The sequence below is a fragment of the Nostoc sp. NMS8 genome, from assembly GCF_017115045.1.
Taxonomy (GTDB): Bacteria; Cyanobacteriota; Cyanobacteriia; order Cyanobacteriales; family Nostocaceae; genus Nostoc.
Genome location: NZ_JABXKK010000128.1, coordinates 1 through 19,044 on the forward strand (window position 1 = coordinate 1; position 19,044 = coordinate 19,044).

Genomic DNA, 19,044 nt, shown 5'->3' on the forward strand with positions numbered 1-19,044 from the left:
ACGACCCTTATTTATGAATTCACTATTTTGTTATTCTGTCAATGCGTAAGTCCTAGAAATATACAACTATATAATTAGAAATTTTTCGATATGGCACAACTACTCACCGAAGCAGAAATTCAAGAACAGGCTAAGGTTCTGGCTGATTGGACTGTTAAAGACTCCAAATTGCAGATTACCCGCACATTCAAAGATTTTATTGAAGCAATTGAGTTTGTCAATAAACTCGTAGAGCCAGCTGAGTCAGCCGGACATCATCCAGATATAGAGATTTCCTACAACAAAGTGAAGATTATACTCACAACACATGATGCAGGTGGGTTGACGCAGCCAGACTTTGATGTAGCGCGGGCGATTTCCCAAATCAACTAATTCAGGAGTGTTGAGTGCTGAGTACTGTTAGCGGGGCGTTGAGCCAGTGCGATTATTAGGGAACTTTAAAAAATAAATTATCCAATAATATTGTGGGGTGTGTGGGCATCTTGCCTGCCCATTCCATAGTGCGGGCGAGACACCCACCCCCACAAGAGTTAATTGGATATTTTTTATTTGTAAGTCCCTTACTTTTTTTACTCTAAGCCGAGGTACTATTTCGGTGAGAAGCTTTGCATATAGTTATATAGCCAAAGCACTGTCTTCTAACTGAGGTGAGGTTTATGCTAAGTCTAAGTAGAATTAGTGATCTTTGATGAGAAGCTACTCAGTGTCTAAAGCTTTCAGCAAATTTAGCCAAGGAGGAGCGAATGCCCTAGACCTACTCCCAGCTTAGATATTTAGATCGGTAGATGTGACAGTTATTAAGGCGATCGCTCCAATCTTGCTATCTAGATCAGATGTTTTATAATGTTATGATATAAAGATATGTTTTTGCATAAGTTAATCACATCAGTTTTTAACCCCTAGTTAATCGTTTATTAGCTTTGCAAAAACTAGAATTGTACTAGTGGCAACTATGCCTCATCCACAGGTTTCAATAAAATGTCGCATTTTTGAGAATTAAGTGCAACGAAACCAATTATCTAAACAAGGTGTGAGGAGTAAAGTGAAGATGTCTAATCTATTGTGGAAATCCTTGGTGGTCAGCCCAGCAGTTTTGGGAGCAACATTGTTAGTTTCGACAACAGCAATGGCGGCTCCAAGCACAACTACTCAAGTATCACCAGCTAAACAACCAGGTGTATCTGAAGTTGCCCAACAGCCAGAAATATTGGCTCAAACAACGATAGATCAAGTTAATCGCTACAGCAACGAAGGCAACCAAAATAATTCTCAGTCTCAAGTAACATCAGTTTCGCAATTTTCTGACGTACAACCTACCGACTGGGCATTCCAAGCATTACAGTCGTTGGTTGAGCGCTATGGTTGTATTGCAGGTTATCCGAATGCTACTTATCGCGGTAATCGTGCTTTGACCCGTTATGAATTTGCCGCTGGTTTAAATGCCTGTTTGGATCGGGTTAACGAATTAATTGCTACAGCTACAGCTGACTTGGTAACTAAGCAAGACTTAGCTACCTTGCAGCGGTTACAAGAAGAATTTTCCGCAGAATTGGCAACTCTACGCGGTCGCGTAGATTCTCTAGAAGCGCGGACTGCTGAATTGGAAGCTAATCAGTTCTCCACTACCACAAAATTAGTCGGTGAAGCCATTTTTGGTGTTACTGATGTGTTTGGCGGTACCACTGGTGATAACAATAATACTGTCTTCCAAGATCGGGTACGTTTGGACTTGCAAACCAGCTTCACTGGTAGAGACGTTTTGCACACACGTCTAGCAGCCGGTAATGCAGCAGCCTTTGCACTAACAGATAACGCTGGTAATCCTGTCAATGTTCTCAATGGTGATGCAGAAGGCAGACAAACATTTCAAGTTGGTGCTGGTGCTGGTAACAACGCTGTCCGTATAGACCGCTTGACTTATGAAGTTCCCATTGGACCAGCCAATGTTTACCTCGCAGCTAGTGGCGGACGGCATAGCCATTATGCTGCTGTCAACAATCCTTACTTTTTCGATAACACTGACGGCGGTAACGGTGCTTTATCTACCTTTGCTTCTGAAAGTCCCATTTATCGTATTGGTGGCGGTGCCGGTATAGCGCTCAATTTACCACTTGGTAAAGGTGGCGGCATACTAGGAAATAGTTCAATCACTGCGGGTTACTTGGCATCAGAATCTAATAACCCTGGTCTTGGTTCAGGTCTGACCAACGGTGACTATGCTGCTTTAGGACAGTTGAACTTCAGTGTTGGCGATCGCTTGGCTTTAGCAGCTACCTATGTTCACGGATATAGCGCTAGTGGTGCTTTATTCGATTCTGCTTCAAATGGAACTGCTGGAGCTTTTGATGTAGGTACTGGACAAGCTAACTTTTTAGGTAATACTGCAACAGGTACTATCAGCCCATCTTCAAGTAATTCCTACGGTGTGTCAGCTGCCTTTAGACCTAGCGACAAGCTGTCAATTAGTGGATTCGTCTCTTACCATGATGTCACGGGCATTGGTGCAGGTGATGATTATGAGGCTTGGAGCTACGGTTTAGGAGTAGCCTTACCTGATTTTGGTAAAAAAGGTAACGTTTTAGGTGTTTTTGCTGGTGCAGAACCCTATTCCTTTAACCGAGTAGGTACTGTTGGTAATGATATACCCTACCACTTTGAAGGCTTCTACAAGTATCGTGTGTCGGATAATATCTCCATTACCCCTGGTGTAATTTGGTTGACTTCTCCTGGTCAAAACAGCAATAACGACGATGCAATTATCGGTACACTCAGAACAACTTTCACCTTCTAGAGTATTGACTATGCAATAGCAATTTTTAAATCTATTTGTCCCCGCCTCATGGCGGGGCTTTTTATTTTCAGTAGCAGTAATGGATAATCCCCAGTAGTTAACCGGAGTATACTAGAAAAAGTTAGGAGTTATGACGGGTTTTATATGAATAGACCAGAGTAGGGTGGTAATTGTAATGCCCACTCTACAAGTGACTTACGCCGTGAGCAACTTTTTCTGAGCTAGGTTGGCGGTATAAAGTTACATATTGTGTTATATCCTAACTCTGGCAATTTTAGATTTTGAATTTTGGATTTTAGATTGAAGGAAAAATCTGAAATCCAAATTAAATGACTCCTAACTCTTAACTCCTAATTCCTAAACCCTAACCCCTAACTTATTGCTGCTTGTGGAACTATCTTGTAAATCGGAATACGCAATTCTCGCCCTATTAGAAATGGCCGCTCATTACGAAAGTGGCGAACCGCTGCAAATTCGACAAATTGCAGCACAACAAAACATACCCGATCGCTATCTAGAACAGCTACTAGCAACCTTGAGGCGTGGCGGTATAGTCAAGAGTCAGCGCGGATCAAAAGGTGGCTATCTGTTAACGCGAGAACCACGGAAAATCATCGTTTTTGAGATTTTAGAATGTTTAGAAGGTTTGGAGGCGGGTACTGGTCAAGAAAATATTAATCCCAAAACGCTAGACAGTTCGGTTATAGAAGAAATTTGGCAGGAAGCAAGTCGCGCGGCAAATTCAGTGTTGCAAAAATATACACTCCAGGATCTTTGTGAAAAACGAGATTCGCGGCGGCAGTTGGATATCATGTACTACATTTAGTCATTGGTCATTGGTCATTTGTTAATGACTAATTACTAATGACTAATAACAAAGTAAGTGGGTAGGAATAAATCAAACTATGTTACGCAATGTAAATATAATTAAATTAGCTCGTAGTAAGCGGCTTTTCGCCTGAAAATAGGCTGTAGCTGCTAATTACAAACCTTTCATTATTAATACCCACCTGACTTGAAAGTGTTGAGTGCTGTTAGCGGATAGCTAAGGTTTAGCCCGTGCTGAGTGCTGAGTAAAAAATACTAGTCCCAGTTCTCTTTCATCGGTTCTGGTATAAGCAGTTCATGATGGCTACTTAATAACTAATAACTAAGGACTAAATTATGCGAATAGCTCGTAACATTACAGAACTGGTTGGTCGTACACCTCTAGTGCAGTTGAACCGCATTCCCCAAACAGAAGGATGTGTTGCCGAAATTGTGGTGAAGTTGGAAAGTATGAACCCCTCGGCATCAGTCAAAGACCGGATTGGGGTGAGTATGATTAACGCCGCAGAAGAAGACGGACTAATTACTCCTGGGAAGACAGTATTGGTAGAACCCACCTCTGGAAACACAGGAATTGCCCTAGCAATGGCAGCAGCAGCTAAGGGTTATCGATTAATTTTGACAATGCCGGAGACAATGAGTGCAGAACGACGAGCAATGTTGCGGGCTTATGGAGCAGAACTAGAACTAACGCCAGGAATGGAAGGCATGAGTGGAGCAATTCAGAGGGCGGAGCAAATGGTTAATACTACGCCAAATACTTATATGTTACAGCAGTTCCGCAATCCAGCTAATGCAAAAGTGCATCGGGAAACTACCGCAGAGGAAATCTGGGAAGATACTGATGGACAGGTAGATATAATCGTGGCGGGAGTGGGCACAGGTGGTACGATCAGTGGTGTCGCAGAAGTGATTAAAGCACGCAAACCTAGTTCTAAAGCGATCGCAGTTGAACCAGCTAATAGCCCAGTTTTATCTGGGGGACGACCTGGCCCCCACAAAATTCAGGGGATTGGCGCTGGGTTTATTCCTCAAGTGTTAAAGATAAAATTGATTGATGAAGTGATTACCGTCACCGATGAAGAAGCGATCGCCTACAGTCGGCGTTTGGCAAAAGAAGAAGGGCTACTATCTGGTATTTCCAGTGGAGCCGCCTTATGTGCAGCAATTCGTCTTGGCCAACGTCAAGAAAACAAAGGGCGTTTAATTGTGATGATTCAGCCCAGTTTTGGTGAGAGGTATTTAAGTACACCGTTGTTCCAAGACCTGGATGCAAGGTTAGCCGCTAGCGTTAGTTAACGCTACATTGAATTAATGGTCAATTCTAAGCACGTTTCTAACCATTACGAAACTCTCAAAGTTAGTCCAAGTGCAAGCCTTGCGGAGATTAAACAAGCCTATCGCCGCTTGGTTAAATTATTTCATCCTGACAGTAATCAGGATACAGCCGATCGCGAGGAAATTATCCGCATCAATGCAGCTTATGAGGTCTTAGGCGATAACCAAAATCGCCGCAATTATGACCAAGAACTGCAATATGAGCCTCAAAAATTAAATAGTGATCGTCAACAGCGTACAGCATCAGCACAAAATCATTACCAGACAAGACGAAAAACTGGACGGGATGTTGACGAGCAAGTTGAAGAATGGCTACGCCAAGTTTACCAACCAGTTAATCGCTTACTTTGTAACATTCTCTATTCGTTAGAAGAACAAATGGATCAATTAGCGGCTGATCCCTTTGATGATGAGTTGTTAGATGAATTTCAGCAATACTTACAAGCCTGTCGAGATGACCTCAAGCAGGCACAAATTACTTTTCGCTCCCTGCCGAATCCCCCTAGTTTAGCAAGAACGGCGGCTCATCTTTACTATAGCCTCGATCAAGTAGCAGATGGACTCGATGAATTAGGTTACTTTCCTTTGAATTACGATGAGCGTTATTTACACACAGGTCAAGAACTATTCCGCATAGCTACGGGATTACACTGTGAAGCACAAGCGTCTGTTACATAGTTATTGGGCATTGGGCAAAATAGTTCCAAGTTCGGTTAGCGGATAGCTAGGGTTGAGCCAGTGCTGAGTAAAGAAGCGAGATTCCCCACTCAGCACTCTTGAGGGGCATGAGTCAATTTCGCTGGACGACCAATGACTAATGACTAAGGACTAATGACCAATGACGAATGACTAAGAAATTAGTTTATGCTGGAAACAGAAAAAAGTTAAGAAATTTTAAATTCTGCTCATAGTGTACTCATGCCATGTATTGTTAATCGCCGCGCCCAGTTTTCAGCAAGCCATCGCTATTGGTTGCCAGAACTGAGTGAAGCCGAGAATATTGAGAAATTTGGTGCTGGCTCTAGATTTCCGGGACACGGACATAATTATGTCTTGTTCATCTCCCTAGCTGGGGAATTGGATGAATATGGCATGGTGCTGAACTTGTCTGATGTGAAACACGTAATTAAACAGGAAGTTACTAATCAATTGGACTTCTCTTATCTCAACGATGCGTGGGCAGAATTTCAACAAACTCTGCCCACTACTGAGAATATTGCACGGATTATCTGGCAACGACTAGCACCACACTTGCCTCTAGTCCGTGTGCAGTTATTTGAACATCCTGAACTTTGGGCAGATTATATGGGAAACGCAATGGAAGCTTACCTCACCATCAGTACTCACTTTAGCGCCGCCCATCGGCTAGCTCATCCTAACCTCAGTAACGAAGAAAACACTGAGATTTATGGTAAGTGCGCTCGTCCTCACGGTCACGGACACAACTACCATTTAGAAGTCACTGTCAAAGGGAAAATTGACCCGCGTACTGGCATGATTATTGATTTAGGTGCATTGAATCAAGTGGTGGAAGATTATGTGGTAGAGCCATTCGATCACACCTTTTTAAACAAAGACATTCCTTACTTTGCCGAAGTTGTGCCCACTGCTGAGAATATCGCACTTTACATTAGTAATTTACTGCGATCGCCTATTGAAGAATTGGGAGCTAAACTTTACAAAGTAAAACTGATTGAAAGTCCCAATAACTCTTGCGAAATCTATTGCACTGAGTCAGAATCAACTTCAGCCAGTACAGCCGTAAATCAGCCAACACTAGCACGAGTTTAGCTAATTGAAAATTAGGCATTGGACATAGGGAAATGGGCATTGAGCATTGGTTATTAATCATTTTCCCAACTCCCTCACTCCAAATGCCCAGTTAGAAAAGTTTACTAACTAAGCAGTTAAAACCAGGTAGCAGAGGACTTGTCAATTCATCTTGACTAAATAAAGTAGCTGCTAACTTTAATGCAGCCTGTTCACGTCGATAAACCTCAACTTTCTTCTGTACAGAATCGCAAATCCAATATTCTTGAACCCCTTGCACCGAGTACAGCTTTAGTTTTGTTTCCTTGTCACGTTTCTCATTTTTTTCGCCGGGTGAGAGAACTTCTACAACTAACTCCGGTGCGCCCGTCAGGTGTCCAGCTTCATCTAGCAAGTTTTTTAAGCGCTCATGACTTGCCCACACCACATCAGGGATCACATTGTCCGAATCTGAAAAAATAATTCCAGGTGCGATCGCAGCTTTACCTAAACCAGTTTCATCTGACCAATTGTTAAGAACTGTAACAATATTGCCACAGATCGTTTGATGATCCCAACTAGGTGATTTAGTCACAAATAGTTCTCCATCAATAATCTCATAGCGATTTCTGCGATCGCTAGCAAATAGCTCTAGGTCAGCAGTCGTCCAACGCACTGGAGTTGTTTGCATAGAAACCCCCTAGCATTTTCTTAAATCATACTTTTAAAAATACCGACGACGGGCGGAATGTCGCAAATAGCGATAAATGCCCCAAGCTAAAACTCCAAAAAAGAGATTTAGTAAAAAGCGACTAAATATAAACCACAAAATATCACTTTCAAAAAGCTTCGACGGACTCAAAGGGCTAATAGTCCTGGCTAAGAAAAACAGACCAAAAATAGCATTTCCACCCAGCACCAGGGCAAACAGTACTAAACTCCTCTGCCAGTAACGGCGCTGAGGTATACGATCTGAAATCAGGGTAATTACAGCTTTACCCTGTACTTTTCGCAGTAATTGTTCTAGTCGCCAAAACATCCACAACAGAAAGGGAAATAAGCCATAACTTAGGAAATGTAGGGGTAGTGAGTAACGCCAAGCACTAGATAAGACATTAACTAAGGCATGGCAGATTACAGAATTTAGCCAAGCCCTAAAAATAAACTTCTTGTCTCGATTTAACCGAGTATTGGAGGAAATATAAATTCCTAAAGCATATCCCCAAGGAGCAGAGAACATAGCGTGGACTGGCGTGCTAATAGCCCGGTCAAGAATTGATGCGGTATCGTGGAAAAGGTAAATCCAGTTCTCTTCGGCAGTAAATCCAAGGGCAACGGCGATGGTGAAGAGGAAAACCGTCGAGTGAAGTAATCGATACTTGCGTTGGAGATAGTAGGTTGGGATAAAAACCGCAGCTAACTTGCAGCCTTCTTCAATTGTGCCTACTTCTACAAGCTGCCGCAAGGCTATACCAGAAAGCCAACGTTTGAACTGTTGCCAGTCTACAAAATAGTTCGCTACAGTTTCAAAAACCCATTCGAGGCTAAGGGCTAAGATCCCAGATATTGCCCCAATGATAAAGAACATCAGTAACTTTAACAAAGGTGGGGCAAATGGCACTCGACAGTAGTAGTAGCCTAGCAGCAGCAAGGGTGGTATTACTGCCCACAACAGTAGAGAGAAATCAACCACTCACCTGAGCGATCGCTGTACGGTGACGGTGGGTGTTGTTGATGATAGTAGGAGTTTGGAAACCAGCCTCAACAATAGCCTGCTCAATATCCAAGGCGAAATATTCATCTAAATATGGTTCAGTACTTTTGAGCAAAGTCAAAATGTAGGCTGGCATTTTTTTGTAAACTTCAGATTTGGGATTCATATCCATGATTGCCAAGTAGCCACCTGGACGCAGCAAGCGCCGCATTTCAGCTAAAATTTGTCGGGTTGGCCCTTGGGGTAATTCGTGGCACATCAGGAAAATAGAAACTAAATCAAAAGAGGCATCAGGTAGCCCAGTAGATTCCGCTTGGGCATGAAGCCAGTTAATATTAGCTTGACGTTGCCCAGCGCGGTAATTGGCAACGGCTAAGAAATAGGGAGATAAATCCAAACCAGTGATTTTGGCATGGGGATAAACTGCTTGTAAGGCAAAACTACTCAAGCCGACACTACACCCGACATCCAAGATGTCTCGCGGCTCGTTGGGAATTTGATTTTTCAGGATATTGTGGTAACTCTGGCGCAGCATAGGATCGCCTTGGGCTTCTTCAGCATCCTGCCAAATCTTCGCGTGGACAGCGTAAGCAGCCGGTTCTACCTCAAAAGCGGCTTGCCAACTGAGATTTCCAGTTTCGTAGGCATGGAATGAGGTTACATAATAATCGGGGTAGGAAAGCTGAAGATTTTCTACTTGAGCGAGATCGTCCTTCCAATCAAGCGCCTGTAGTGTTTTGACTTCTTGCGTCCAAGGCACACCAATTCTTTCGGCACGTTTAATCATCATTTGTCTAGCTTGATGCTTGGCTAGGTTAGCTAAAGGCTGGATTGCCAGTATGCCATTTACCAAGCGGGAAGCTAAACCAGGATTAGTGTTTACAGCAGCAGTCATAAATCAGTTTGCATTTGAAGAGCCTTTTCTACTTATGACATAGTTGCTGGAGGCCAGTCTAGATGCAAATTGAAAAACATTCTGGGGACTGGGGAAGAAGCAAGGGAGCAGGGAGCAAGGAGCAGGGGAGAAAAGTTTTCCTCTCAGCAAGCAGCAGCACCTCGCCCATCTGCCTCTTTTTAATGCCCAATGCCCAATGCCCCATGCCCAATACCCTATTTTGCCGTAGGCTTGAGAGCTAACAACATCTCTAATTGACTGGTAGATTTATCGGGGCTATTGGCGGTAAAACCAAGGCCACGAATAGAACTCAGAATAGTAACGGTATCGGTGTTAGATGATACAAAACTATTGATCAGGGGCACAGTTTTAGTTTTATCCATATCCAGATAGAAATAGCCGCCGTTGGGCTTTTGCAAAGAACCAGTAACGGCTTTGAAGGCGTCGCTAGTATCAAGGGATGGATTTTTACGATCGCTAACTGCGTCAGCAATTGGGCCACCAAGAGCGACAAATAGAGTATCTTGATCCAGCCAACCATGTGCCAATAAAGCTCCTTGTCGGGGGATTTGCCATTCTGTTACGTCTTTACCGCCGATATTTCTGTTGGCGATGTTGATTTGTTGGGTTTTGGCAAGGGTATCCAATTTTGTCAAGGTGGCTTCGGCTGTTTTGCGATCGCTAGTATCAAATACTAAAGCACCGCCAAAACCAACACTCGCTAATACTCCTTGATTTGATGGAATCGCACCAAGGGCGAATTCGCCATTCATCCAGCCAAAAACATCCTTATCCAGGTCAATATTCACGAGTTTCAGTTGTCCTCGCGCTTGTTCCAGAGCTTGCTTCATTTCTGGATAATCTTTTGACTGTTCCACTAGCGTTTCCCAGCTACGGCTGATGCCATTACCGCTAATCAGAGCAAAGGTATTAGTCGGAAATTGCCCAACTATATTCCCAGGACTTGATTGATACTGAAATTTATTTAGTTGCGGATCTAAATTAGCGATCGCTTTTACCCGCACTCCGGCATCATCAACACCAATACCTGCTACCACAGATTTGATCTGCTTTAGTTGCGTCAAGGTTTGTGGCGGTAATTGCTTTGCCTGCGGATTTGCAGCTACTAATTGCTGTACCATTCCGGCATAGTCTGGTACATAAATTTGGGCAAGGCTGTTTTTAACATCCACTCCTTTCAGAATGCTGCTAGCACCTTCTTTACTCGCGAAAGAAGACTGTCCTTTAAACGTATCAATTGCTTTTTCTACAGCTTGCTTTTCGGGGGCTAATACCAGCTGACTATTATTTAAAACTACGCTATACGTCGGCTTGCCATTTTGGGTAGTTTCGACAATTTTTTGACCTTGATAGTCAGATTCTTGTAATTTCACCCCTTTTTGTGACTTCAATTTGTTAGCAAAATTCAACGCGCTGAGTTTGTCCTTGATTCCCACTACTATCAGAATATTAGGTTCCTGCTGTAAATTTGCTGGTACATTAGGTGAGCCAGAGGGTACATTTAACTGTGCTGGTTTTACAGGATTTTGTGGCAGTACAGCAATCATCACACTACCAGCCCAAGGCTTGATGTCTTTTTCATAAGAAACGTTACTATCACTGAACATTTGCTTATTGAAATCTTCCAGACCTTTCGCCACTAACTTTTGTGCTTCTGGAGTGCCAAATTGCTGTAATTTTGCCCAAGCTTCAGGGTCAGTAGTAATATAAGTTGCCATCAATGCTGTTGAAGGTACTACCTTAGCACTGCCTAGAGCGTCTGAACTACCTCCCGATGGGCCACCTTTAAAATACGTATAAGCTACTATACTTCCTACTACAACTACAGCAGCACCGACAGCAGGGATGAGAAATTTTGATTTACTTTCAGGCATTTTGTTATCCTCTTTTGCTCAGATTGTCACCGAGATTTATACAAGTGTCACTATAGAGTTTTCGGATTTATTAATATTTTCCGCTCATTGATCGGTATTTACTGATAAAATTAGTAGTCCTATAAGTTAGCAGTCTAAGAATTACTCTCAAAAATAATTCCAAGAGATAATGAGCAAATCCGCAAATGATATGCTGTTCCTCTCAAACAAAATAGCCTGATTAGTAGCAACAAGCTATCCTAAGTTATAAGAATAATTAGGAGTATTTGTACTTAATGAGAATTTATCGAGGTGCAAGAAATTCTTGACTCAATGACCAAAAAGTGCAGAACATCAGGAAAAATAAATGCGGTAGGGATATGGAAAAATTTCTAGGATCGCTAGCCGATCTTCGGAAGTTAGGGTGAGATACATTTCAATCCCCCAATCCCCAAGGTGAATTTTCACCTCCATAATGCCCTATTAATTTGGGAAATACAGATACCGCTATTTAGCTTAACAACATCCAACCAAGCCAGACTTTTCAGGATTACAAGGTCAGTAAGGATCAATGTCGAAGTCTTATTTTGATACAGATAATAACGGACACAAACCTTTTGAGTTACCGGGAGCAAGACCACACTACAACCCCGATCGCCCCGGACAAGTAGAGCATATTTTTCTCGATCTCAGTTTAGATATTCCTAAGCAAAGCTATCAGGGCAGTTGTAGCATTCGCCTCTTACCAATCCGTAATGGCATTGATCGTTTAACTTTGGATGCTGTCAACCTGAATATCGAGTCTGTGCAGGTGGACGAAGTGCCACAAAATTTTGACTATGACGGGGAACAGCTTTCCATTCAACTTTCTGAGACGACCCAGGTTGGTAAACGCTTGCTGATTGCGATCGCTTACTCAGTGGCAAAACCACAACGCGGGATTTACTTTATCCAACCAGACAAGCACTACCCAAACAAGCCTACTCAAGTTTGGACTCAGGGAGAAGACGAAGACTCTCGCTTTTGGTTCCCCTGCTTTGACTATCCAGGACAACTGTCTACTTCGGAAATTCGTGTCCGTGTTCCCAACCCTCTTGTAGCTATTTCCAACGGCGAATTAATTGACACTACAGAAGATGGTGATTACAAAATCTATCATTGGTCACAACAACAAGTTCATCCTACCTACTTGATGACTTTAGCAGTAGGTGATTTTGCGGAAATTCGGGATGAGTGGAAGGGTAAACCAGTCACCTACTATGTAGAAAAGGGACGGGAAGAAGATGCTAAACGCAGCATGGAAAAAACTCCCCGGATGATCGAATTTTTGAGTCAAAAGTATGGTTATCCCTACCCTTTCCCGAAATACGCCCAAGTTTGCGTCGATGACTTCATCTTTGGTGGCATGGAAAACACCTCCACAACCCTGTTAACAGATAGATGTTTGCTAGATGAACGCGCCGCCTTAGATAACCGTAACACCGAAGCTTTAGTTGTCCACGAACTCGCGCACCAATGGTTTGGTGATTTGGTGGTGATTAAGCATTGGTCTCATGCTTGGATTAAAGAAGGGATGGCTTCTTATTCTGAGGTGATGTGGACAGAACAGGAATATAGTCTCCCAGAAGCAGCTTACTATCGTTTATTGGAAGCTCGTCGTTACTTAAGCGAAGATAGCAGCCGTTATCGCCGTCCGATGGTAACGCACGTTTACCGAGAAGCGATTGAACTTTACGATCGCCACATCTATGAAAAAGGGTCTTGTGTTTATCACATGATTCGGGCCCAATTGGGAGATGAATCATTTTGGCAGGCAATTCAAACATTTGTCCAAGATAATGCCCACAAAACCGTAGAGACAATAGACTTACTCAGAGCGATTGAAAAAGCTACCGGACGTAATCTTTCGTTCCTCTTTGACCAATACGTTTATCGTGGTGGTCATCCCGATTTTAAAGTAGCTTACTCTTGGGATGGGGATGCCAATTTGGCAAAAATAACAGTAACTCAAACCCAAGCTGCTGAAGGTAAAAATGGCAGTAAGGATTTATTTGATTTAAAAATACCTATTGGTTTTGGCGTACAGCAGGATTCATCTACCGAAGCCAACACTTCATTTTCAGCACTGACTACTTTTACTGTGCGGGTGAATGAACGCGAACAAAGCTTCTACTTTCCCCTGGAAAATAAGCCCCAATTTATCAGCTTTGATGTTGGGAATAATTATCTGAAAACAGTAGCTTTAGAATATCCCATCGCGGAGTTAAAAGCCCAGTTAGAATTTGATCCTGACCCGATTTCACGTATTTATGCAGCAACAGCTTTGGCGAAAAAAGGCGGATTGGAAGCTATCAAATCATTATCTACGTCGCTCAAAAATGACTCATTGTGGGGTGTGCGTGTGGAAGTGGCGAAGCAACTAGCCAAAATCAATTTAGATCAAGCTTTTGATGCCTTAGTCGCTGGATTAAAAGATAAAAATGCTTACGTCCGACGATCAGTAGTGGAAGCACTTAATCAAATCAAAACTGCTGAAAGCTATAAACTTTTGAGAGGAATCTTGCAAAAGGGCGATCCTAGCTATTACGTGGAAGCTGCTGCTTCTCGTGTAATTGGGGCGATCGCATCAGCAAACTTGGAAGACAAACCCAAGGAAGACAAGGTATTAAAGCTGCTGAAATCAGTTTTAGAAGAAAAAGCAGGTTGGAATGAAGTTGTGCGGAGTGGGGCGATCGCTGGTTTAGCTGAATTCAAAACCTCAGAAGCAGCTTTAAATCTACTCATCGAATACACCAAACTCGGTGTACCACAACCCCTACGGTTAGCGACAATTCGCGCTTTGGGAAAGATTTCTGTAGGTCAAAGTCCGGCTAATTTGGAACGGATTTTAGAAAAATTAACAGAACTAGCCAAAGAAACCTTCTTTTTAACCCAAATAGCCGTAGCCGCAGCATTAGGACAAATGGAAACACCCAAAGCAGTGGGTATTTTGCGATCGCTAGCTGAACAAACAGCTGATGGGCGTGTACGTCGTTCTGCTGAAGAAGAAATCTCTAAGGTACAAAAGAACATTGGTTCAGAAAAAACCCTGCGTCAATTGCGTGAAGATTTCGACCAACTCAAACAACAAAACCAAGAATTAAGAAGCCGTTTAGAAAACTTGGAGGCCAAATCTAAATAGCAGTACATGATAATTAAAAGTAGTTAATTGGTAATTGGTAATTGGGGCGAAACCACTACCAATTACTAAATTTTTACTTAACGTTGTAATTTTTATTGTGGACACACTGAATATTGTATTTTCCACTTAAATGGCAGGGTATAAATAAACATAATACCAAGATCCCCGACTTCTGACAGAAGTCGGGGATCTTTATGTTGTAAGCGGTTACTGAGTTCTCATCTCTTCCTTGAATTTGTATACATAAGCAAATATTTATATTTCTATAAAGGATAGTTAAGAAAAGATAAAATCATCTAGAACCTAGATAATTAGTTGTAGTTTTATAAAGTATAATTAAGAAAAAGATAAACAAATCTTAGGCAGTAACAGATACTAAGATCGGCTCGAACACTATCCCCAAAGGGTAGAGTTCTAGTTGTTTTAGATAAAAAACTACCGCTATCCTGAACTTGCAACTAACTTGTGAGTCAAGAGAAAAACAATCATTGTAAATTTTTCAGTTGAAGAGGCAAAAAAAGGCGTGGGTCAGTATCAACCTACTCAGCTAAAACTCTATAATCCAGATGCGATCGCTCGCTACTATAGTTACCGTCCCTGGTTAGCCTGGGGGCGACTGCTGAGAATTATCTCCTCTTTTGCAGGATTTATATTCAATCTGAAGTGGGACGAATGGCAAGATCGAGTTGAGCAGAACAAGGGTAAACGAGCTATCCAGTTGCGAGAACTGCTCACCAACCTCGGCCCGACTTTTATTAAAGTTGGTCAAGCCCTCTCAACCAGACCAGACCTCATACGCAAAGATTTCTTAGAAGAACTGATCAAGTTACAAGATCAGTTACCACCTTTCGATAATGCGATCGCTTACCAGATAATTGAAACGGAACTAGACCGCCCCATTCACGAAAGCTTTAGCGAACTCTCACCTAATCCAGTAGCGGCTGCTAGCTTAGGTCAAGTATACCGAGGTCGTCTAGTTAGCGGCGAAGAAGTCGCCGTAAAGGTGCAACGCCCCAACTTACACCCAGTAATCACACGCGACCTATATCTGATGCGTTGGGCGGCAAGTTGGCTAGCTCCTTGGCTACCTTTAAATCTCGGTCATGACCTGACTTTAATTGTGGACGAGTTTGGCATAAAGTTATTTGAAGAAATTGACTATATTAATGAAGGCCGCAACGCCGAGAAATTTGCCAGCAACTTCCGCAACGACCCGCAAGTAAAAGTTCCAGGTATTTACTGGCGTTACACCAATACCCACGTTTTAACCCTGGAATGGATTGATGGCTTCAAGCTAACGGATACTCAACACATCCGCGAAGCAGGTTTAGACCCAGAGGCAATCATTCAAATTGGTGTTACTTCAGGATTGCAACAGCTGTTGGAACACGGCTTCTTTCACGCTGACCCCCATCCCGGCAATTTGTTTGCTGTAACCGATGGTCGTATGGCTTACATTGACTTCGGTATGATGGATCAGTTGGAAGAAAGCACCAAAGAAGCACTGGTGGATGCGCTAGTGCATTTGGTGAATAAAGATTATACCGACTTAGCCGAAGACTTTGTAAAATTAGGTTTTCTGACTCCAGACACGAATATTTGTCCGATAGTGCCAGCATTAGAAGCAGTGCTAGGAAACGCAATTGGTAAAAATGTCAAGGATTTTAACTTCAAAACTATTACCGATGAGTTTTCGGAACTGATGTATGAATATCCTTTCCGAGTCCCGGCGAAGTTTGCTTTGATTATTCGTTCCCTGGTAACTCAAGAAGGTATCGCCCTGAGCCTTAACCCAGATTTCAAAATTGTGGAAGTGGGTTATCCCTACATAGCGCGGCGGTTGCTGACAGGGGAATCACCAGAATTACGGCGGCGGTTATTGAATGTATTGTTCAAAGATGGTAAATTTCAGTGGCAGCGGTTAGAGAATTTAATTGCGATCGCACGTACTGATAACAACTTTGATGTATTGCCCACAGCCCAAATGGGATTCCAATTCTTAATGTCGGAAGAAGGCAAGTTTCTCCGGCGCCAGCTGGTGCTTGCTCTCACCGAAGATGACCGCCTCCACACCGAAGATGTCCAACGCCTCTGGAACCTGGTTAAAGATGACTTGAAACCAGATCGTTTATTAAATGTAGCGATCGGTATTTTAACAGAGTTATCCAGAGAGGGTGCAGCTGCTATCCTCCCAAAAGCTACATTACTTGGCTCTTTTGCTGAAACCCAGTCAACAAATAAAAACTAAAAAATCTTTAATATAAATCAGGAGTTTTCATGTACTATTTCCCTGAGCAACCGCCTTATTTTCTCTTACTGGTTGGTTTTCTGACGGCATTAACATCTGGTTTAGCATTATCTGGCACTTTAAAATTAATTGTGCAGAAATGGCCAAGCCAGCGTAAAGAAAATACTAAACCGCGTTCTTCACTGAAACAACTACTTGTACCATTTATCGGCATAACTGGCGGTACTTGCCTATTTCTCTCTTCAGGCTTAGAGATATTTGGCTTTCCCTCCTCTTTAGCTTTAGGAGTCGGTCTACCGATTAGTCTCTTTACTTGTTTATTAGTTTGGTTACAGTTGGGAAGTATGATGACCTTTATAGAACGCGAAGGGATGCAATCTTTAGATTTAGATTCTTTTTCTTAGATAAATTGTCGCGCATCTGCACGCACAGCTATAACATTTTGTAGACCTACATTTGTCAGCAGCGTAATAAGCTTACTTATTCAGTAATTCTATCCTTTAAATTACGATAGTTAAGCTTAATATTATTGATTTTCTGATTGAAAAAACTTGTAGTAGTCTTTTTAAGACGTAGTAGCGGACTCTGAGACCTAAAACTTTTTGGTCTTTCCTCTGGCGATTTTAAATACCTATAATGCAAAAACACATCTCGATATGGAATATTAACATCTTCACCAGCACAAAGTTGAGTAAAGTTTGAGGAACTGATACTCATATAGTGTATATAAGTCAGCCGCCGTCCTTGGTCATAGAGAATATTATCTACTACATCAAATTGAGAACTCCAGTGATTACCAGTTGCCTGTTCGCAGTCATAAAAAGCAAAGTTATAATAAGAAATTCCACTTCTCAATACCATGTAGTTAAATAAAGATTGGTCAGGCGCTAAAAAAGCCATGACATCAGCTTCACCCGCTGTTAACTTTTCAATTAATTCGGCTCTGACAGTTGCAGAAAAAATATTTTTCTTAGTGGCAAACCAACCAGCACAAAATACTTTAGATTGCAAATTATCTGATTTAAAAACTTGCTGCATAAGCTCTGGTGAACCATCAAAAATAAATTTTAAATCAGACTTATACTGAAAATCATTGGCTACCCAATCGTAATTATCTAATTTTTCATATACATAATCTACGGGGCCCATTAACAAGGTATCTGCATCAAAATAAATAAATCTATCAAAGGGGCCATCCACAGCACAAAATTTCCGGTGCATTGGTAACTCATAGAGTTCTGGAAAGCCCCACTCTCGCCAAGTTTTTTGCGCTCTAGGATAATTTTTCCATATCTGAGTAGCAAAGTTATCCCAATAAGCGATGGAATCAGCATCTTCAAACAAAGTGATATTATCTCTAGATGCAATCTCTGCTCTTACCTTGTCTAACCGATTATTATATGGAAGTATACAAATAGGAATTTTCCTACCAGCATTAGCTTCTATACTGTTGAGCAACGCAATCAATTGGTCATAGACAACATCATTGGCTAGGATGTAAATGCCATCAATCATAGGGATACTCCTAAATATTAAGTGCGGGCAACAACAAAGGGAAATAAACGGCGAGTCAGTTTGGGGATGAAGGCAAATTTACCCTCATGAAGATAGCGATAGTGTTCCCACAATTGCCAATAGGGACTACCAGTTTTCATCCTCGTACCAGCCCAGTGGAGATATTTTAGTCTCTGTCCTCGGTCATAAAGAGCATATTCTCGCTGTTGGAAATTTTGCGAACCTGCCCAACTACCAGGGCCTCCCCCAGGAATTTTGACAAGATTTCCACGTTTTGCAATTAGTTTAAGGACAAGATAATTTAAAATTGGTTGGTCTGTAACTCCTTCAGAAAAATCAAAATATTCGCGATGCGTTGCACACTCGCGCAAAGTTTCATCCATTTGTTGTTCGGTAATAATTCCTTTTCTCGAAGCCCAAAAACCGCTGTTGAAAACATCTTGAAGTTGGGCATCGGAAAAAATTTGCTGCTCTTTAACAAATGGGGAAAAGATATTTCGCAGCTTGTCATTAGCATGATGGTAATCACAACAGAAGAAATCGACTTCTGAAAGTTTGTCTAAATTCTCGGCGATTTTTTCAAAAACGACAATATCCGTATCAATATAAATAAATTCATCTAAAGGCCCAAACCACGCTACCAATTTACGCATTTTGTTGGGTAAGGCAAGGAAATCGCGATCAAAAATTTCTCCGATTCGTTTGGTAAATGTATCAATAAGTTCTAAATCTGGAAAAATTTGGACGTTGTGTAAGGTGACAAGTTGTTCCGCTACTTTGTGATAATTGTCATTAAAAGGTATGAGATAAATGGTAACTTCTCGGTCATAGTAACGAATGCTATTAAGTAAAGCAATAGCATTATCGATAACCCGATCATTGGCAACTATATAAATGCCCCTACTCATAAA

15 protein-coding genes are annotated in these 19,044 nt (G+C 42.0%); 9 read left to right on the plus strand and 6 right to left on the minus strand.

What is annotated here, in order from left to right:
• Window positions 1-90: 90 nt before the first annotated feature.
• From HWQ39_RS33690 to HWQ39_RS33715, 6 genes are all read left to right on the plus strand, one after another.
• A complete protein-coding gene (locus HWQ39_RS33690) occupies window positions 91-372 on the plus strand; it encodes a 4a-hydroxytetrahydrobiopterin dehydratase (RefSeq protein ID WP_292854549.1) in 282 nt (93 codons plus the stop codon).
• Window positions 373-1,048: 676 nt separating this feature from the next.
• A complete protein-coding gene (locus tag HWQ39_RS33695; RefSeq protein WP_292854552.1) occupies window positions 1,049-2,791 on the plus strand; it encodes an iron uptake porin in 1,743 nt (580 codons plus the stop codon).
• A 388-nt stretch (window positions 2,792-3,179) separates the two neighbouring features.
• Window positions 3,180-3,617 (plus strand): Rrf2 family transcriptional regulator, encoded by a 438-nt coding sequence (locus tag HWQ39_RS33700; protein ID WP_292854554.1) that lies wholly within the window; start codon window positions 3,180-3,182, stop codon window positions 3,615-3,617.
• A gap of 338 nt (window positions 3,618-3,955) precedes the next feature.
• Window positions 3,956-4,918: a cysteine synthase A gene (cysK, locus tag HWQ39_RS33705; RefSeq protein WP_292854557.1), complete on the plus strand. Its 963-nt coding sequence runs from the start codon at window positions 3,956-3,958 to the stop codon at window positions 4,916-4,918.
• Window positions 4,919-4,933: 15 nt separating this feature from the next.
• Entirely contained in the window at window positions 4,934-5,635 is a 702-nt protein-coding gene (locus HWQ39_RS33710; protein ID WP_292854560.1) for a J domain-containing protein, read from the plus strand.
• Window positions 5,636-5,875: 240 nt separating this feature from the next.
• Window positions 5,876-6,748 (plus strand): 6-carboxytetrahydropterin synthase, encoded by an 873-nt coding sequence (locus tag HWQ39_RS33715; RefSeq protein WP_292854562.1) that lies wholly within the window; start codon window positions 5,876-5,878, stop codon window positions 6,746-6,748.
• A gap of 91 nt (window positions 6,749-6,839) precedes the next feature.
• Here the strand turns inward: HWQ39_RS33715 and HWQ39_RS33720 are convergent, their stop codons facing one another.
• From HWQ39_RS33720 to HWQ39_RS33735, 4 genes are all read right to left on the minus strand, one after another.
• Window positions 6,840-7,397: a Uma2 family endonuclease gene (locus HWQ39_RS33720; protein WP_292854565.1), complete on the minus strand. Its 558-nt coding sequence runs from the start codon at window positions 7,395-7,397 to the stop codon at window positions 6,840-6,842.
• A 33-nt stretch (window positions 7,398-7,430) separates the two neighbouring features.
• Complete coding sequence (locus HWQ39_RS33725; protein ID WP_292854568.1) at window positions 7,431-8,399, minus strand: PrsW family intramembrane metalloprotease; 969 nt, start codon at window positions 8,397-8,399, stop codon at window positions 7,431-7,433.
• Entirely contained in the window at window positions 8,392-9,315 is a 924-nt protein-coding gene (locus HWQ39_RS33730; protein WP_292854571.1) for a class I SAM-dependent methyltransferase, read from the minus strand. The genes HWQ39_RS33725 and HWQ39_RS33730 overlap by 8 nt, the downstream gene beginning before the upstream one ends.
• 215 nt (window positions 9,316-9,530) lie before the next feature.
• On the minus strand, window positions 9,531-11,210 hold the full coding sequence (locus HWQ39_RS33735; RefSeq protein WP_292854573.1) for a DUF3352 domain-containing protein: 1,680 nt from the start codon (window positions 11,208-11,210) through the stop codon (window positions 9,531-9,533).
• A 550-nt stretch (window positions 11,211-11,760) separates the two neighbouring features.
• Between HWQ39_RS33735 and HWQ39_RS33740 the strand changes: the two genes are divergently transcribed.
• The 3 genes from HWQ39_RS33740 (at window position 11,761) to HWQ39_RS33750 (ending at window position 17,022) form a co-directional block, all read left to right on the plus strand.
• Window positions 11,761-14,370 carry a M1 family metallopeptidase gene (locus HWQ39_RS33740; protein WP_292854576.1) on the plus strand — a complete coding sequence of 870 codons (2,610 nt, stop codon included), beginning with the start codon at window positions 11,761-11,763 and terminating at the stop codon, window positions 14,368-14,370.
• A gap of 523 nt (window positions 14,371-14,893) precedes the next feature.
• Window positions 14,894-16,618: an AarF/ABC1/UbiB kinase family protein gene (locus HWQ39_RS33745; protein WP_292854579.1), complete on the plus strand. Its 1,725-nt coding sequence runs from the start codon at window positions 14,894-14,896 to the stop codon at window positions 16,616-16,618.
• Between the two features lie 29 nt (window positions 16,619-16,647).
• Window positions 16,648-17,022, plus strand: a complete 375-nt coding sequence (locus HWQ39_RS33750) for a hypothetical protein (protein ID WP_292854582.1) — start codon at window positions 16,648-16,650, stop codon at window positions 17,020-17,022.
• A gap of 76 nt (window positions 17,023-17,098) precedes the next feature.
• Here HWQ39_RS33750 and HWQ39_RS33755 read toward each other — a convergent pair whose 3' ends face one another.
• Together HWQ39_RS33755 and HWQ39_RS33760 are read right to left on the minus strand one after the other, a co-directional pair.
• The gene (locus tag HWQ39_RS33755) at window positions 17,099-18,133 is read right to left on the minus strand and encodes an Npun_R2821/Npun_R2822 family protein (protein ID WP_292854585.1); all 1,035 of its coding nucleotides are present in this window, start codon (window positions 18,131-18,133) and stop codon (window positions 17,099-17,101) included.
• 17 nt (window positions 18,134-18,150) lie between these two features.
• Window positions 18,151-19,041: an Npun_R2821/Npun_R2822 family protein gene (locus HWQ39_RS33760; protein WP_292854587.1), complete on the minus strand. Its 891-nt coding sequence runs from the start codon at window positions 19,039-19,041 to the stop codon at window positions 18,151-18,153.
• Between the last annotated feature and the right edge of the window lie 3 nt (window positions 19,042-19,044).

Bases quoted from the DNA above. Each gene is read 5' to 3' on its own strand.
- HWQ39_RS33715 (WP_292854562.1), top strand. From the start codon at position 5,876: ATGCCATGTATTGTTAATCGCCGCGCCCAGTTTTCAGCAAGCCATCGC.
- HWQ39_RS33710 (WP_292854560.1), top strand. From the start codon at position 4,934: ATGGTCAATTCTAAGCACGTTTCTAACCATTACGAAACTCTCAAAGTT.
- HWQ39_RS33740 (WP_292854576.1), top strand. From the start codon at position 11,761: ATGTCGAAGTCTTATTTTGATACAGATAATAACGGACACAAACCTTTT.
- HWQ39_RS33750 (WP_292854582.1), top strand. From the start codon at position 16,648: ATGTACTATTTCCCTGAGCAACCGCCTTATTTTCTCTTACTGGTTGGT.
- HWQ39_RS33690 (WP_292854549.1), top strand. From the start codon at position 91: ATGGCACAACTACTCACCGAAGCAGAAATTCAAGAACAGGCTAAGGTT.
- HWQ39_RS33760 (WP_292854587.1), bottom strand. From the start codon at position 19,041: ATGAGTAGGGGCATTTATATAGTTGCCAATGATCGGGTTATCGATAAT.
- HWQ39_RS33735 (WP_292854573.1), bottom strand. From the start codon at position 11,210: ATGCCTGAAAGTAAATCAAAATTTCTCATCCCTGCTGTCGGTGCTGCT.
- HWQ39_RS33755 (WP_292854585.1), bottom strand. From the start codon at position 18,133: ATGATTGATGGCATTTACATCCTAGCCAATGATGTTGTCTATGACCAA.
- HWQ39_RS33720 (WP_292854565.1), bottom strand. From the start codon at position 7,397: ATGCAAACAACTCCAGTGCGTTGGACGACTGCTGACCTAGAGCTATTT.
- HWQ39_RS33695 (WP_292854552.1), top strand. From the start codon at position 1,049: ATGTCTAATCTATTGTGGAAATCCTTGGTGGTCAGCCCAGCAGTTTTG.
- HWQ39_RS33730 (WP_292854571.1), bottom strand. From the start codon at position 9,315: ATGACTGCTGCTGTAAACACTAATCCTGGTTTAGCTTCCCGCTTGGTA.
- cysK (WP_292854557.1), top strand. From the start codon at position 3,956: ATGCGAATAGCTCGTAACATTACAGAACTGGTTGGTCGTACACCTCTA.